The 16,069-nt window shown below is 34.9% G+C and carries 14 protein-coding genes and 1 riboswitch; all 14 genes read right to left on the reverse strand.

Annotation, left to right across the window (positions count from 1 at the left end; translation table 11 throughout):
- Nucleotides 1–3 precede the first annotated feature (3 nt).
- The 14 genes from metF to AC23L6_RS10705 all read right to left on the reverse strand — a co-directional run bounded on the left by metF (nt 4) and on the right by AC23L6_RS10705 (nt 15,932).
- A complete protein-coding gene (gene metF, locus AC23L6_RS10640) occupies nt 4–960 on the reverse strand; it encodes a methylenetetrahydrofolate reductase [NAD(P)H] (RefSeq protein WP_487562449.1) in 957 nt (318 codons plus the stop codon).
- Between the two features lie 4 nt (nt 961–964).
- On the reverse strand, nt 965–3,643 hold the full coding sequence (metH, locus tag AC23L6_RS10645; RefSeq protein WP_487562448.1) for a methionine synthase: 2,679 nt from the start codon (nt 3,641–3,643) through the stop codon (nt 965–967).
- A gap of 42 nt (nt 3,644–3,685) precedes the next feature.
- Nucleotides 3,686–4,684 carry a homocysteine S-methyltransferase family protein gene (locus AC23L6_RS10650; protein WP_487562447.1) on the reverse strand — a complete coding sequence of 333 codons (999 nt, stop codon included), beginning with the start codon at nt 4,682–4,684 and terminating at the stop codon, nt 3,686–3,688.
- A gap of 175 nt (nt 4,685–4,859) precedes the next feature.
- A riboswitch (SAM riboswitch) is annotated at nt 4,860–4,963 on the reverse strand.
- A 90-nt stretch (nt 4,964–5,053) separates the two neighbouring features.
- The gene (locus AC23L6_RS10655) at nt 5,054–6,106 is read right to left on the reverse strand and encodes an NAD(P)/FAD-dependent oxidoreductase (RefSeq protein ID WP_487562446.1); all 1,053 of its coding nucleotides are present in this window, start codon (nt 6,104–6,106) and stop codon (nt 5,054–5,056) included.
- Nucleotides 6,107–6,210: 104 nt separating this feature from the next.
- Nucleotides 6,211–6,789: a precorrin-2 dehydrogenase/sirohydrochlorin ferrochelatase family protein gene (locus tag AC23L6_RS10660; RefSeq protein ID WP_487562445.1), complete on the reverse strand. Its 579-nt coding sequence runs from the start codon at nt 6,787–6,789 to the stop codon at nt 6,211–6,213.
- On the reverse strand, nt 6,789–7,562 hold the full coding sequence (gene cobA / locus AC23L6_RS10665) for a uroporphyrinogen-III C-methyltransferase (protein WP_487562444.1): 774 nt from the start codon (nt 7,560–7,562) through the stop codon (nt 6,789–6,791). Before cobA ends, AC23L6_RS10660 begins: the two co-directional genes overlap by 1 nt.
- Nucleotides 7,555–9,645 carry a HEPN domain-containing protein gene (locus tag AC23L6_RS10670; RefSeq protein ID WP_487562443.1) on the reverse strand — a complete coding sequence of 697 codons (2,091 nt, stop codon included), beginning with the start codon at nt 9,643–9,645 and terminating at the stop codon, nt 7,555–7,557. The genes cobA and AC23L6_RS10670 overlap by 8 nt, the downstream gene beginning before the upstream one ends.
- Before the next feature lie 28 nt (nt 9,646–9,673).
- The gene (locus AC23L6_RS10675; protein WP_487562442.1) at nt 9,674–10,918 is read right to left on the reverse strand and encodes a sulfate adenylyltransferase subunit 1; all 1,245 of its coding nucleotides are present in this window, start codon (nt 10,916–10,918) and stop codon (nt 9,674–9,676) included.
- An 89-nt stretch (nt 10,919–11,007) separates the two neighbouring features.
- Nucleotides 11,008–11,907, reverse strand: coding sequence for a sulfate adenylyltransferase subunit CysD (gene cysD / locus AC23L6_RS10680; protein ID WP_487562441.1), 900 nt, complete (start codon nt 11,905–11,907; stop codon nt 11,008–11,010).
- 98 nt (nt 11,908–12,005) lie between these two features.
- Nucleotides 12,006–12,707, reverse strand: coding sequence for a phosphoadenylyl-sulfate reductase (locus AC23L6_RS10685; protein ID WP_487562440.1), 702 nt, complete (start codon nt 12,705–12,707; stop codon nt 12,006–12,008).
- Complete coding sequence (locus AC23L6_RS10690; RefSeq protein ID WP_487562439.1) at nt 12,707–13,609, reverse strand: sulfite exporter TauE/SafE family protein; 903 nt, start codon at nt 13,607–13,609, stop codon at nt 12,707–12,709. Before AC23L6_RS10690 ends, AC23L6_RS10685 begins: the two co-directional genes overlap by 1 nt.
- 119 nt (nt 13,610–13,728) lie before the next feature.
- The gene (locus AC23L6_RS10695) at nt 13,729–14,139 is read right to left on the reverse strand and encodes an RrF2 family transcriptional regulator (RefSeq protein ID WP_487562438.1); all 411 of its coding nucleotides are present in this window, start codon (nt 14,137–14,139) and stop codon (nt 13,729–13,731) included.
- A gap of 100 nt (nt 14,140–14,239) precedes the next feature.
- The gene (locus AC23L6_RS10700) at nt 14,240–15,412 is read right to left on the reverse strand and encodes a trans-sulfuration enzyme family protein (protein WP_487562437.1); all 1,173 of its coding nucleotides are present in this window, start codon (nt 15,410–15,412) and stop codon (nt 14,240–14,242) included.
- A 91-nt stretch (nt 15,413–15,503) separates the two neighbouring features.
- The gene (locus tag AC23L6_RS10705) at nt 15,504–15,932 is read right to left on the reverse strand and encodes an OsmC family protein (protein WP_487562436.1); all 429 of its coding nucleotides are present in this window, start codon (nt 15,930–15,932) and stop codon (nt 15,504–15,506) included.
- Nucleotides 15,933–16,069 lie beyond the last annotated feature (137 nt).

Here is a 16,069-nt window from a genome sequence, read left to right on the forward strand (position 1 = left end):
ATTTTAAAAAACTTTACTTGCAATTTGTCTGATATTTTCAGATTTTCCCATTGAATAGTAATGCAAAACAGGGACTCCAGCCGCTTTTAATTCTAAGGATTGTTGAATAGCCCATTCTATTCCAACTTGTCTAATATCGGCGCTAGATTTACATTGTTCCACAGCAGTTATTAAATCTTCAGGCAAATCAATTCTAAAAATTTGTGGTAATACTTGTAAATGTCTTTTTACTGCTATAGGTTTTATTCCAGGAATAATAGGAACGGTGATTCCCATTTCTCTTGCCTTAGCAACAAACTCGAAAAATTTTGAATTATCAAAAAACATTTGCGTCACGACATAATGGGCTCCAGCATCTACTTTTTCTTTCAATCGTTTCAAATCAGAGGTCAATGAAGGAGATTCTAAATGCTTTTCAGGATAACCCGCTACTCCAATACAGAAATCCGATTTATTATCGATATCCATAACCTCATGTAGATACTTTCCTTTATTTAATTGATCGATTTGTTTTACTAAATCCACAGCATAGTTATTTCCACCTTCTTTTGGAATAAAATATTGTTCATCTTTCATCGCATCGCCACGCAAAGCCATTACGTTTTCTATTCCTAAATAGTGACAATCTACTAATAGATATTCTGTTTCCTCTTTTGTAAAACCACCGCAAAGTACGTGAGGCACAGTATCTACATTATATTTATGTTTTATGGAAGCGCAAATTCCGAGAGTTCCAGGTCGCATTCTTGTGAGTTTTTTATCCAACAATCCATTGCCTTTATCTACATAGATATATTCTTCGCGAGAAGTTGTTACATCAATAAATGGTGGTTTGAATTCCATCAATGGATCAATATTGTCGTATAATTCTTGAATGCTTTTCCCTTTTTGAGGTGGAATAATTTCAAAAGAGAATAGTGTTTCTCCTTTTGCGGCTTCTATATGTTGTGTTACTTTCATTTTTTTAATCAGCTATATTAGGATTTAACCATTTCATTGCCATTTCGGTCGAAATACCTCTTCGCTTGGCGTAATCTATTACCTGGTCTTCTTTTATCTTCCCAAGTCCAAAATATTTACTTTCTGGATTTGCAAAATAATAGCCAGAAACTGAAGACGCTGGCCACATCGCCATACTCTCAGTTAACTTCACTCCTATTTTCTCTTCAACATTTAATAATTTCCAAATTGTTGGTTTCTCCAAGTGGTCAGGACATGCTGGATATCCCGGAGCCGGACGAATTCCTTGGTATTCTTCTTTTATTAAATCTTGATTTGTTAGTGCTTCGCCTGAAGCATAACCCCAAATTTCTTTACGCACTTTTAAATGCAAATATTCTGCAAATGCTTCAGCCAGCCTATCACCTAATGCTTTTACTAATATAGAGTTATAATCGTCTAGTTGTTTCTCAAATTCGGCGGCTTTTTCATCAACTCCAAAACCAGTACTTACACAAAAACAACCTATATAATCTAGTTTTCCGTTATCTTTTGGTGCAATAAAATCGGCTAAGGCAATATTTGGAGCTCCAGCAGTTTTTTGAGATTGCTGTCTTAGCGTTAAAAATTTCACTGCCTCTTTTCCATTTTCGTCAAAAACTAAAATATCATCATCATTGATTTGATTCGCAGGAAATATTCCGATAATTCCCTTTGCTTGAAACCATTTTTCAGAAATAATTTGGTTCAGCATTTTTTGAGCATCTTCAAATAAAGACGAAGCCTGTTCACCAACCACTTCATCCGTTAGAATTGCTGGATATTTACCATAGAGTTCCCATGAATTAAAGAAAGGTGTCCAATCTATAAAATCGACCAAATCAGATAATTCAACTTCTATAGTTTTTGTTCCTATGTAATTTGGTTTCGCAGGTTGAAAATCGTTCCAATTTAGCTGCAATTTATTCCTACGAGCATCTTCTATTGATAGATAGTTTTTGTCTCTGCTTCTGTTCAAATAGCCTTCACGGAGTTTATCATATTCTTCGCGAATCGTTTTAGAATAATCTACTTTAGTTTCCAGTTGTAATAAGTTGCTAGCTACCGTAACCGCTCTTGAAGCATCATTTACATGCACAACTGTTGCTGCATATTCTGGTGCAATCTTAACAGCTGTATGCGCACGCGAAGTTGTTGCTCCTCCTATCATGATAGGTATCTTGATATTTAATTTGTCCAACTCTTTGGCTAAATACACCATTTCATCCAATGAAGGAGTTATCAATCCGCTTAGACCGATAATATCAACATTATGTTCTACTGCTGCAGCAATAATTTTTTCAGGCGGAACCATAACTCCTAAATCGATAATCTCAAAGTTATTACAGCCTAATACAACTGAAACAATATTTTTACCAATATCATGTACATCGCCTTTTACAGTTGCCATCAATACCTTACCTGCCGAGGATGATTTTCCATCTTTTTGAGCCTCGATGTAGGGTAAAAGATAGGCCACCGCTTTTTTCATTACACGTGCTGATTTTACTACTTGTGGTAAAAACATTTTTCCACTTCCAAATAAATCCCCAACAACGTTCATTCCCGCCATCAAATTAACCTCGATAACCTCAATAGGTTTAGATGCTAGTTGTCTGGCTTCTTCAACATCAATTTCGATAAATTCATCTATTCCCTTTACTAACGAATGTGTTAATCTTTCTTGAACCGAACCATTACGCCATTCTTGTATCGCTTTTTCATTGGTTTTAAAATCTCTTTTAAAGCTTTCGGCTAAGTCCAATAAACGCTCTGTTGCATCTTCAGTTCTGTTTAGCAAAACATCTTCTACATGCTTTAATAATACAGGATCAATTTCATCATAAATCTCTAGCATTTCGGGATTTACAATTCCCATAGTCATTCCGTTTTTAACCGCATGATATAAAAAAGCAGAATGCATTGCCTCACGAACTTTGTCATTTCCTCGGAACGAAAAAGAAACATTACTCACACCTCCCGAAACTCCCGCATAAGGTAGATTTTCTCTAATCCACTTTGTTGCTCGGAAGAAATCTAACGCATTCAATTTGTGCTCTTCCATTCCAGTAGCAACAGGAAAAATATTTGGATCGAATATGATATCTTCTGCAGGAAAATGTACTTTATTTACGAGGATATCGTAACTTCTCTTACATATTTCAATACGCCTTTCGTAATTGTCCGCTTGACCTTCTTCGTCAAACGCCATTACAATTACTGCAGCACCGTATTTTTTAATTAATTTGGCATGATGGATAAAGGCCTCTTCGCCTTCTTTTAGGGAAATGGAATTCACGACGCCTTTTCCTTGAACTACTTTTAATCCAGCTTCGATAATTTCCCATTTAGAACTGTCAATCATTACCGGAACTCTAGCGATATCTGGCTCTGCTGCAATAAGATTTAGGAATTTTGTCATGGCATACACTCCATCCAACATTCCTTCATCCATGTTCACATCGATAATTTGCGCTCCACCTTCAACTTGTGCTCGAGCAATATCAAGTGCTTCTTCGTATTTTTCTTCTTTAATAAGACGAAGAAATTTTCTAGAACCAGTAACATTTGTTCGTTCACCAACGTTAACAAAATTGGTTTCAGGAGTTATGATTAAAGGTTCAAGACCTGATAATTTTAAATATTTTTTTTCTGTTATCTTCATATAAATAAATACCTACAAGGTTTAGAAAACCTTTCAGGAATATTAAACTAATTCTATTTGTCTTGGTTTAAATTCAGCTGCTACTTCTGCAATAGCTTTAATGTGTTCAGGTGTAGTACCACAACAACCTCCAATGATATTCACTAAATTATCTTGCAAATATTCCCTAATTAGAGCTTGCATTTCTTTAGGTGTTTGGTCGTATTGTCCAAAGGCATTGGGCAATCCAGCGTTAGGATGCGCAGAAATATTAAGTTGTGTATTCATAGCCAATCGTTTCAAATAGGGCTTTAATTGATCGGCTCCGAGTGCACAATTAAATCCAATACTTAATAAAGGAATGTGAGAAATGGATATTAAAAACGCTTCAACTGTTTGTCCAGAAAGTGTTCTTCCTGAGGCATCTGTAATCGTGCCCGAAACCATAATTGGAATGTCTAGATTACGTTCTTCCTTAACTTCTTCAATAGCGAATAAGGCTGCTTTTGCGTTGAGAGTATCAAATATGGTTTCTACCAACAACAAATCTACTCCACCATCTATTAAAGCTTCTACCTGCTGTTTGTAAGCTATTCGAAGTTCATCAAAAGTCACTGCTCTGTATCCAGGATCATTTACATCTGGAGACATAGAAGCTGTTCTATTTGTTGGCCCTATTGAACCAGCAACAAAACGAGGTTTATCGGGATTTCGTGCAGTAAATTCATTAGCTACTTCTTTTGCAATTTTTGCGGATTCATAGTTCAATTCATAGACGCTATCTTCAAGATGATAATCTGCCATACCAATTGTTGTTGCTGAAAAAGTATTGGTTTCAACAATATCAGCTCCTGCTTCAAAATATTTTGCGTGAACTTCTTTAATCGCTTGAGGTTGAGTCAATGATAATAAATCATTATTCCCTTTCAGCGAATACGGAAAATCCTTGAAACGTTGACCTCGAAAATCTTCTTCTGAGAAATTGTAACGCTGTAACATGGTTCCCATAGCCCCATCAAGAACGAGTATCCTTTTTTTAATGGCTTCTTCTATTTTTGACATAATTCTTTCTTAAAAAAGGATAGATACCCTTTACTGTTTAAATTTAAAATTGATGATACAGAATTAATTGATTACCAATAAAAAAGAATCAGTTAGCGTAAAATCAATAGGATGTCTTAATTATTTTTGAAAATTATCTGAGAAAGGTTTGAGAACTACTTCACAAGTACTTCTTATGTTATCTATCCATGCATTACGTGGTAGAATGTAGCACCTTCTTTAAGGTAAAGGGTTGCTAAGGTTTCATTGGGTCTTTCCCTCCACCTTTCGTGATAACTTTCAATACGTTTAAGAACACTGCAAAGTAAACACATAGCGCTAATACTTGCAAGTATTAGCGCTATATTTTTGACATTAAAAAAAGGGATATTATACAATAGCTTTCACTACTGCTTTTGGAGCTTCTTTACGACTACCATCAAATCCATCAATACCACTAACCGTGGTATATTTCAATACATATTTCTTGCCTGGGTTTATAATTTGATACGCCGCTTGACACATTAAGGTAGCTTCATGAAAACCGCAGAGAATCAACTTTAGTTTTCCTGGATAGGTATTTACATCGCCTATTGCAAAAATCCCAGGTATGTTAGTTTGATAATCTAGAGCGTTGTTCACTTTTATAGCATTCTTTTCTATTTCAAGACCCCAATCTGCAATGGGTCCTAATTTTGGAGTTAATCCAAAAAGCGGAATAAAATAATCACAAGGAATATTTCTGTGAGCGCCATTTTCGTCAATATCAACTGATTCAAGGTGTTCTGCTCCATTCAACCCCACCACTTCAGCTGGTGTAATCATTTTGATTTTTCCAGCAGATTTTAACTCTTGAACTTTTTCAACAGAATCTAAAGCGCCTCTAAACTCATTTCTTCTGTGAATTAAAGTCACTTCAGAAGCAACATTAGACAAGAAAATACTCCAGTCCAATGCCGAATCTCCACCACCTGCAATGACTACTCTTTTGTCTCTAAATTTTTCAGGATTTTTGATAAAGTATTTTATTCCTTTGTCTTCATAAAATTCGATATCTTCAATAAGTGGTTTTCGAGGTTCGAAACTACCCAAACCACCAGCAATAGCAATTACTGGAGCATGAAATTTCTTCCCTTTATTAGAGGTTACAATAAAAGTTCCATCTTCTTGTTTTTCAATAGTTTCAGCTCGTTCCCCTAGCGTAAAACCTGGTTCAAACTGCTTGATTTGTTCCATTAAATTATCCACTAAATCTCCTGCTAAAACTTCGGGAAATCCGGGTATATCGTAGATTGGTTTCTTGGGATATAATTCTGAAAGCTGCCCACCTGCTTGTGGTAATGCATCTAGAATATGACATTTTAATTTTAATAATCCTGCTTCAAAAACGGCGAATAAACCAGTTGGTCCGGCTCCTATTATAAGTATATCTGTTTTAACCATTGTATTCTATTTTGACTTTTGTTATTTTAATTTACCTTTTAATGATACAAATCAACGAATGATTTTTTATTCTTTGTGTGACAATTGTAACACTTGTACTATAATTATTTGTTCTTTAAAACTTCTGTAATTTGGTTCATTTTTTGAACTTTTTCTTCAAAATTGCCTTTTAGCGTTTTACGATATTCATTCAAATTTTCAACCATTTTATTAATATCGTCTGGAATAATTTCTTCAAAAAACGCCCTCAACCTTTTAGCTGTTGTTGGTGATTTTCCATTGGTTGAAATCGCTATTTTGACATTTCCTTTGGTCACAATTCCTCCTAGATAATAATCACATAATTCAGGCGTATCAGCTATGTTACAAATCAAATATCTCTTTCGAGACAAATCATAAACCCTTTTATTTACTTTTAAATCATCGGTACATGCGATAACCATATTCCTTTTGCGAAGCATCCAGCGATTGAATTTTTTATATGTCAATTTCACTGAAGGATGTTTTTTGGCTAAATCTTCTAGTTCTGATAAAAATCTTGGAGCCACCACCTCAACGTTAGCGTTAGGACTTGATTTTAATAAAAAGGTAAGCTTTTCCAATCCTACATTACCTCCACCAACAATCAATACATTGAGTTGATGTAATTTTAAAAAAATAGGATATAGCTCGTTCCTTTCCATTAAGCAATTTTTCTAATACTAAATTCCTCGTAGAAACTTTTCAATTTATTACTTTCTCGAACAACTTCACCAATAACAATAATGGCAGGTGAACCTAAATTTCCCTCTCGGGCGACATCAACAATGGTATCAATCGTTCCAACTCCTATTTTCTCATTAGGTAAAGTTCCGTTTTGGATGATTGCAATAGGCGTTTCGCCTTTATTTTCTTTTTGAAACAAACTGACAATTTGTGAAAGCTTACTCATTCCCATCAAAATCACTACTGTTGCAGAAGATTGTGCTGCCAATGCTACATCGTTAGATAGTTTTCTATCCGAAGTAGTCCCAGTTATTACCCAAAAACTTTCTGAAACTCCTCTTTTAGTCAATGAAACTCCTTGATAAGCAGGAACTGCGATTGAAGATGAAATTCCAGGAACCACCGCAGTAGGAATTCCAAAACTTTCTATATAATCGATTTCTTCACTTCCGCGACCAAAAATAAATGGATCTCCACCTTTTAACCGAACAACATGACCATAAGTCAAAGCATTATCAACAATCAATTGATTAATTTGGTCTTGAGTATATTCGTGATACCCTTTTCTTTTTCCAACAAAAATTTTAATCGATTTTTTGGGAGCATACGCTAATATTTCTTCATTAGCCAAGGCATCATACAAGACCACATTGGCTTCGGATAGCGCTTTTGCTCCCTTTATGGTAAGCAAATCTGGGTCTCCAGGGCCGGCACCAACTAAGGTAACTTTTGATTTGATTATTTTATGCATTTGCTAAATCTTTGTCTCTGTAATTTTCAATAGTTTCAAAAAAAGCTACCCCTTGCTCAATGTATTTTTTTGCAAATACTTCTGAAGGTTCGTTTTGATTGATTTGATAGACTGCATCTCTGAAAGTCGAATTCAATTCAATTTTTCCAGTTTCGATAAAAACGGTATCAAATAAATCGATGATACCTGCGTGGTGATTGGTTTTTTGATTTTCGGCCAGCAATAAAGCTTTAGCTCCATTTATATACGCTGCATAGGCTAAATAAATGGCATCTGACCATTTTTTTTCATCAAAAGCTTCTTGAGCAAATACTAATTTTTCCTTAGCTTCAAATAATAAAGTAGCTACTAAATCAATAACAACACCTGCACACTCACCTACTCCCACTGCTTTTACATAATTATCTGCATTACCCCAATCTATAAAATCTGCTTCGGTAAGATTGGTAACATCTGCTAAAGGTTTCAAAAATTCGTAAAAATATTTTTCTCCTTTAGCATCATAATAATTCAAAAATGACTGACCGTTTGCATTTGCAATAAAATCGTTCAAAATCAATCGTAAGGCTTCGGGTCCTCTACGACTTGGAATTTTAATTACTTTATCTGAAAATCTTCCTTGACCATTTCCTAAATTACCTCCTCCTAGTAATACTTGAAGGGCTGGAGCAACTAATTTTCCTGAATTGATAGACATTCCTTGAAAGCCAATTTCAGCCATATTGTGTTGACCACAGGCATTCATACAACCACTAATTTTTATAGCAATCTCTTTATTATTAGCATATTGTGGATATTCTGTCTCCAATACTCTTTCAAGTTCAGCTGCTATTCCCGTACTACTTGCGATTCCTAAATTACAAGTATCTGTTCCTGGACAGGCTGTTACATCTGCGATACTATCGTAACCTAATGCTACAAAACCTAATTTTGCTAATTCTTGATAGAAAAACGGAAGATGTTCTTCCTTTACATGACGAATTATAATATTTTGTCTTAAAGAAAATCGCAATTCATTTGCGGCATAATTTTTTATCAAATCTGCCAATGCTCTTGCTTTATCAGTATAAAAATCTCCTAAATGAACCTTAATACCAATGGCAACATATCCCGCTTGTTTCTGTTGAATTACATTCGATTTTTTCCAAGCTTCAAAAGCGTCAGTATCATCAATAGTCACTTTTGGTGCTTCCAATAATGGTTTTGGAATTTCAACATCAAATGCAGCTGTATCAATTTCTACAATATGATGTGACAACGCTTTTTTCTCCTCCTCTACCAATCGTAAAAACTCGTCTTTACCTAAGTCTTTGATTAAAAATTTCATACGTGCTTTTAATCGTTTGGCTCTTTCTCCGTATCGATCAAATATTCTCAATACCCCTTCGGTTGTTGGTATAATTTGATTTACTGGCATAAATTCTGACAGTAATTCTGCATGTTGCGGTTGAGAACCTAAGCCTCCTCCAAGCATTACTTTGAAACCTCTTTCACCATTTACAATTTTTGGAATAAATCCTAAATCGTGCATATAACTCAAAGCCGTATCTTTATCTGAAGATGAAAATGCAATTTTGAATTTACGTCCCATTTCTTGACATACTGGATTTCTTAGAAAAAATTGAAACATAGCATGAGCATAAGGAGAAACATCAAAGGGTTCCTCTACATCAATCCCAGCAGTTTCACTTGCAGTAATGTTTCTGACGGTATTTCCACAGGCTTCTCTCAAAGTAACATCATCTTTTTCTAACTCTGCCCATAGTTGTGGAGTTCTGTCCAAACTTACATAGTGAATTTGAATATCCTGACGTGTTGTAATGTGCAAACGCCCTGTTGAATATTCATCTGACACTTTACAAATACGGTGTAATTGTTCGCCTGTAACTTTACCAAATGGCAATTTAATACGAATCATTTGCACACCTTCTTGGCGCTGACCATAAACACCTCTAGCTAAACGAAGACTACGGAAACGCTCATCATCAATTTTTCCATCACGGAATAAAGCAATTTTTCTCTCTAAGTCGATGATGTCTTTTTGGACAATTGGATCTTCTATTTCTGTTCTAAAACTTTGCATCTGTAATTATGTTTTATCAAAAGCTGGCTTATTGAATAAAGCCAACCCCTGCAGTTGTATTTGTTGCTGTATCAATCAAAATAAAGGCACCATTTGATTTATTGTCATTATAGGCGTCAAAATATAATGGCTTGCTTAATTTAATAGAAACTTCACCTATCTCATTAATTTCCAATCGAGTCGCTGGCGTAACTCCAGAATAATCGGTAGCAATTACATTTTTAACTGCTTCAATCTTAGCCAAGACTCTATTTGTATTGTGTTGAATTAAATATTTTGTTCCTGGTACTAGTTTTTTGCTGTCCATCCAACAAATTGTAGAGGTAATATCTTTTTCAATTCTTGGAAGCTCATCCGATTTGACAATCATATCGCCTCTAGTAACATTGATATCATTATCTAATTCAATCGTAATTGATGAACCTGCTGTGGCTTCGTCGTATTGTTTATCAAAAAAATGAATGTTTGTTATTTTTGATTTTGTTAAAGAAGGAAGCACAGTTACTGCATCTCCAACTTTAATGTTGTTGCCATATAATTTCCCTGCATATCCTCTAAAATCGTGATACTCTTCTGTTTTAGGTCTAATAACCGTTTGAACTGGAAAACGCGCCTTCCCATTTTCATAGATGTCTTTTGGCTCCAAACTTTCCAAATGTTCAAGAACGGTTTGTCCAGTATACCATGGCATATTTTCTGATTTTTCAGCCACATTTCCACCATTGATAGCACTCAAAGGAATATAACTTACATTCTGTTCTTTGTAGGCGCTTTTTGCATTTAATGCTTGGAAATCGGCTTTAATTTTATTGAATACCTCTTCTGAATAATCAACCAAATCCATTTTGTTGATAGCGACAATCACGTCTTTTACTCTCAATAAATTGTTGATAAAAAAGTGACGGTACGTCTGCTCAATTACTCCTTTACGCGCATCAATTAAAATAATAGAAACCTGTGAAGTCGAAGCTCCTGTAACCATATTACGAGTATATTCTACGTGACCAGGTGTATCAGCAATGATGTAACTTTTCTTAGCTGTAGAAAAATAAATATGAGCCACATCAATAGTAATTCCTTGCTCTCTCTCGGCAACTAAACCATCGGTAGCTAGTGAAAAATCGAGATAATCGTAGCCTTTTTGTTTACTACTTCTTTCTATTGCTTCTATTTTATCAGTTGTCAATGATTGAGTATCGTATAATAATCTTCCTATTAATGTACTCTTTCCGTCATCTACACTTCCCGCCGTTGCTATTTTTAAAACTTCCATTCTTGTTTTGTTTATTGTTTGTTGTTTATTGTTTGTTGTTTAGAGTAAAAGGACATTTCCATAAACTATAAACGAAAAACCATAAACTCTTAAAAGTACCCTTGTTGTTTTCTTTTTTCCATTGCGGCTTCAGAGCGTTTATCATCGATTCTCGCCCCTCTTTCTGAAATGGTTGAAGAACGAATCTCACCTACTACTTCTTGAATGGTTGCTGCATAGGATTCTACTGCTGCTGTACAACTCATATCGCCAACGGTTCTGAAACGCACCACTCTTTCTTCAATTTCTTCATCCTCTTCTTGATATACAAATGGAGAATGTGACCAAATTAATCCATCTCTTAGAAACACTTTACGCTTGTGCGAAAAATAAATAGATGGAATCTCAATTTGCTCTTGTTCAATATAGCTCCAAACATCTAGTTCTGTCCAATTTGAAATAGGAAAAACACGAACATTTTGACCAATTTCTATTTTCCCGTTCAAAAGGTCGAATAATTCAGGTCGTTGATTTTTTTCATCCCATTGACCAAAATCATCACGAACCGAAAAAATACGTTCTTTAGCTCTGGCTTTTTCCTCATCTCTACGTGCTCCACCAATACAAGCATCAAATTTAAACTCTTCGATAGCATCCAATAGGGTAGTCGTTTGCAAGGTATTTCTACTAGAATATTTCCCCGTTTCCTCAACAACCTTGCCTTGATCGATAGCATCTTGAACATTACGAACGATTAATTCCAAACCTAATTCAGCGACTAGTTTGTCTCTAAACTCAATGGTTTCAGGAAAGTTATGCCCTGTATCTACATGCAACAACGGAAAAGGGATTTTGGCTGGAAAAAATGCTTTTTGTGCCAAACGCACCAATGTAATTGAATCTTTTCCTCCCGAAAAAAGCAATACAGGTTTTTCAAATTGAGAAATTACTTCTCTGAAAATGTATATCGCTTCGCTTTCTAAAGCATTTGTTTTTAATATTGAACTCATTTTTCTTAGTTAAAAAGTTTAAAGTTTAAAGTTTAAAGTTGTTTAACTTCCACTAAAATCTAATAAACTATTATTTATGTATACTTTATTCTTAAATCTTATTTTTGGTGCAAACCACACTCTTTATGACTTGATTCCCATGACCATCTTCCTGCTCTAATATCTTCTCCCGGGGCAATTGCTCTAGTACAAGGAGCGCAACCAATACTCACAAATCCTTTTTTATGCAAGCTATTTTGTGGTACATTATTATCATCAATATATTTTTGAACTTCTTCTAAAGACCATTTTAAAAGGGGATTGAATTTTATGATTTCAAACTTTTCATCGTATTCAAAAAGTTGCATATCGTGTCTGTTCTCTGACTGTTCAGCACGCAAACCAGTTATCCAAACCGAATTCCCTTTTAAAGCTTTGGTAAGTGGAACTACTTTTCGTATAAAACAACATTCTTTCCTGTTCTCTACTGATTCGTAAAAGCTATTTGGACCTTTTGTATTCAACAAATTTTCCACTTGACTTGCTTCAGGAAAATAGGTATGAATAGCAACTTTATATTTTTTTACTGTTTTATGAAAAACATCATAAGTCTCTTGAAATAACCTACCCGTATCTAAAGTGAAAATTTTAATCGGTAAATTATTTTTAGCAATTAAAGCCGTAATCACCTGATCCTCTTGACCGAATGATGTAGAAAAAACCACTTTATCTTTATACTCATTGGCGAGAAAAGAAAGTGTTTCTTCGATGGAAAACCCCTTTGTTTTTTCTAATAAACTATCTACAGTTATGTTACTCATTACAATAATTTTGATAATGTTCTTAAACTCAAAATGATAATTAAAATTCCGACTGCGATCATCATTGGTTTTCTTTTTATCTTGTTTACCAAAAATGCTGCTAAAGGTGCTGCAATGACTCCACCTAGAATTAATCCTATGATGACTTGCCAACCGTTTATTCCACCAAAAATCATGAATGTGATTCCACTTGCAAAAGAAACAGCAAATTCTGCTGCATTCACTGAACCAATTGTGTAACGCGGATGTCTTCCGTTACCAAGAAGTGTTGACGTTACAATTGGTCCCCAGCCTCCACCACCAACAGCATCCATGAAACCCCCAAAAGTGGCCAATACTCCTAATTTCTTTGTTTTCTTTTTAATGATATTTTTCTTCAATGCCTTGCTAATAATAATACAAGCCAAAACTATCATGTAGATTGCTATGAATGGTTTTATTACATCTCCGTCAATAACATCCGACAATAAATAGGCTCCAGTGATTGACCCTAAAACTCCGGGAATCAAAAGATGTCTCACTAGTTTTTTGTTGATATTTCCAAATCTGTGATGAGAAATAGCTGATGCTCCCGTGGTAAACATTTCAGCCACGTGAACGCCTGTGCTACTTATCGCTGGAGGAATTCCGTACGCTAACAAGAATGACGTTGACGTCGCTCCGTATCCCATCCCTAGAGTTCCATCCACTAGTTGCGCAAAAATTCCTATTAGGAAAAAAATTAAAAATTCGTGATTGAAACCTGCAAGAAAACCATTCCAAGAAAACTCACCATAATGTTTGTATAGCAATACTGAAAATAAACCAGCAAGTAGCACTACCGGAATTATTACCCATAAGCGCTCTGCAAAAGACGTTTCCACTTTTATCTCTGCATTCTTTGCTTTTGAAACTTTATTCATATTATAATAAATTGAACTAACTTTAAATTGATTATCTAATACCCTATCGGCTTAGTAGATTATTTTGCAAAAATAGAACTTTATTTTAAACTATAAAAGAGTTTTATAAAATTTTATGATTAAAATGAGATATCGGCGAGCGTGTTGTTCTCCAGTATCATTAAGGTATTGTCTCTAACTTCGGTCATTAACTTGTGAACAGAACACTTACTTTCATCAATACAATCATCACATTTTTCATAGAAATTATGACTCACACAAGGTAATAAAGCTATGGGACCTTCTAGAATCCTGTATACTTTGGCCATATTAATTTCTTTAGGATCTTTTATTAAATAATAGCCTCCGCCCTTTCCTTTTTTAGCTCCTAAAAAACCTGAATGACGTAATAATAATAAAATGCTTTCTAAAAACTTAATTGAAATATTCTCACTCTTAGCTATTTCAGCTATTTGTACTGGCTGTTGATTTTCCTGTCTCGCCAAGAAAGTCAACGCTTTTATTCCGTATTTTGTTTTTTTTGAGAGCATATTAATTTTAGATTTTTGATTAACGATTGTAGATTTTTGATTGAATCACGATTTTTATTTAGTTCAAAAAATCAAAAATCGATATTCTACAATCTGAAATCTATGAAAGTGCCTGTTCCAAATCGGCAATAATATCCTTAACTGTTTCCAATCCAACTGATACACGTACCAATCCATCAGTGATACTTACAGCCAAACGCTCTTCAACCGTTAATTTACTATGGGTAGTCGATGCTGGGTGTGTCACAATGGTTCTAGTATCTCCTAAATTGGGTGACAACGAACACAATCTTATTTTGTCCAAGAAAGTTCTCCCTGCTTCAAGACCGCCTTTGATTTCGAAAGCCACAATGTTACCACCCAATTTCATCTGCTTTTTGGCAATTTCATATTGAGGATGCGATTTCAAGAACGGATATTTCACCAAACTCACCTTTGGATGCTGTTCTAAAAATTCGGCTACTTTCAGTGCATTTTCGCAATGTCTATCTAAACGAATGGCCAAAGTTTCTAAACTTTTAGACAATACCCATGCATTAAATGGAGATAACGAAGGACCTGTCAATCGAGAAAAGAGATAGATTTTTTGAATCAATTCGGCATCACCAACAGTTATTCCTCCCAAAACTCTACCCTGACCGTCCATTAATTTTGTGGCTGAATGTATGACCAAATGCGTTCCCCATTTTATAGGTTGTTGCAAATAAGGCGTGGCAAAACAGTTGTCGATGATTAAAATCAAATTATGTTTTTTGGCAATTACTCCCAAAAATTCCAAATCGATTATATCTACAGCTGGATTGGTAGGCGATTCAGCAAAAAGAATTTTGGTATTCGGCTGAATACAACTTTCTATAGTTTCTGGTTTATTGATATCAAAATAAGTAGTTTCTATTCCCCATTTTGGAAAATAATTGATAAACAAAGAATGTGTTGCTCCAAAAACACTTCCCGCCGAAACAATATGATCGCCTGAATTCAACAATGCAGCCAAGGTGGAGTAAACTGCTGCCATTCCGGATGCGAAAGCAAAACCAGCTTCTGCTCCTTCCATTTGGCAAACTTTATCCACAAACTCGTTAGTATTTGGGTTACTGTAACGACTATAAATATTTCGCTCTTTTTCTTCGGCAAATGAGGCACGCATGTCTTCTGCATCTTCAAATACAAAACTTGAGGTTAGATACAAAGGAACGGAATGTTCTAAATATTGTGTTCGTTCTAATTGGCTGCGGATGGCTTGAGTTTCGAAACCGAATTCTGAATTGTTCATTCTGTTTTTGTTTAAAGTTTAAAGTTTAAAGTTGTTGCAATAATTAGTATTTCAAAACTCTATCCTTAAACGAAATTTTGGCTATTTATATTTAGGCTAATTGTACCCCGTTCAAAACTACTTTATAATGAATTGTTGCGGTTGGTTCTACTGTTTTGGCAACCGAACAATATTTTTCAAAAGAAAGTTGTGCTGCTCTTTGAGCTTTTTCTTCATTGATAGTACCTTCTAAAAAGAAAGTCACATAAATATTTTTGAACGGTTTTGCTTCACCAACTTGTACTCGTTGGCCTTCTACTTCTGCCTTGAAAGAAGTGATTTCTTGACGTTGCTTTTTCAAAATCGAAATCATATCGATTCCGCTACAGCTAGCAACGCTCATCAACACTAATTCCATTGGACTTGGTCCCATATCGTTCCCACCAAAGTCAGGTCTAGCATCTACATTGACTATATGTCCACGTTCATTTTTTAATTGAAAGTGGAAGTTTTCGTTTACTCTATCTAATGTTATTTTCATTTCTTTTATTTTTAATGAACGCAGATGAAACGGATTTCAAACACGGATTTTATTTTTACACTAAATTATTAAAAAAGTTTGGGGCTTAACTAAGTAAGGGAATTATAGAACCTGAAACTATCTATCTATAACGAATT

This window comes from Flavobacterium sp. R1_16 (assembly GCF_057652095.1).

What these genes read in the sequence shown, in the direction of transcription:
- cobA (WP_487562444.1), bottom strand. Translation starts at nt 7,562, where the DNA reads ATGCATAAAATAATCAAATCAAAAGTTACCTTAGTTGGTGCCGGCCCT.
- AC23L6_RS10700 (WP_487562437.1), bottom strand. Translation starts at nt 15,412, where the DNA reads ATGAACAATTCAGAATTCGGTTTCGAAACTCAAGCCATCCGCAGCCAA.
- AC23L6_RS10695 (WP_487562438.1), bottom strand. Translation starts at nt 14,139, where the DNA reads ATGCTCTCAAAAAAAACAAAATACGGAATAAAAGCGTTGACTTTCTTG.
- AC23L6_RS10660 (WP_487562445.1), bottom strand. Translation starts at nt 6,789, where the DNA reads ATGGAAAGGAACGAGCTATATCCTATTTTTTTAAAATTACATCAACTC.
- AC23L6_RS10685 (WP_487562440.1), bottom strand. Translation starts at nt 12,707, where the DNA reads ATGAGTAACATAACTGTAGATAGTTTATTAGAAAAAACAAAGGGGTTT.
- metF (WP_487562449.1), bottom strand. Translation starts at nt 960, where the DNA reads ATGAAAGTAACACAACATATAGAAGCCGCAAAAGGAGAAACACTATTC.
- AC23L6_RS10655 (WP_487562446.1), bottom strand. Translation starts at nt 6,106, where the DNA reads ATGGTTAAAACAGATATACTTATAATAGGAGCCGGACCAACTGGTTTA.
- AC23L6_RS10675 (WP_487562442.1), bottom strand. Translation starts at nt 10,918, where the DNA reads ATGGAAGTTTTAAAAATAGCAACGGCGGGAAGTGTAGATGACGGAAAG.
- AC23L6_RS10705 (WP_487562436.1), bottom strand. Translation starts at nt 15,932, where the DNA reads ATGAAAATAACATTAGATAGAGTAAACGAAAACTTCCACTTTCAATTA.
- metH (WP_487562448.1), bottom strand. Translation starts at nt 3,643, where the DNA reads ATGAAGATAACAGAAAAAAAATATTTAAAATTATCAGGTCTTGAACCT.
- cysD (WP_487562441.1), bottom strand. Translation starts at nt 11,907, where the DNA reads ATGAGTTCAATATTAAAAACAAATGCTTTAGAAAGCGAAGCGATATAC.
- AC23L6_RS10690 (WP_487562439.1), bottom strand. Translation starts at nt 13,609, where the DNA reads ATGAATAAAGTTTCAAAAGCAAAGAATGCAGAGATAAAAGTGGAAACG.
- AC23L6_RS10650 (WP_487562447.1), bottom strand. Translation starts at nt 4,684, where the DNA reads ATGTCAAAAATAGAAGAAGCCATTAAAAAAAGGATACTCGTTCTTGAT.
- AC23L6_RS10670 (WP_487562443.1), bottom strand. Translation starts at nt 9,645, where the DNA reads ATGCAAAGTTTTAGAACAGAAATAGAAGATCCAATTGTCCAAAAAGAC.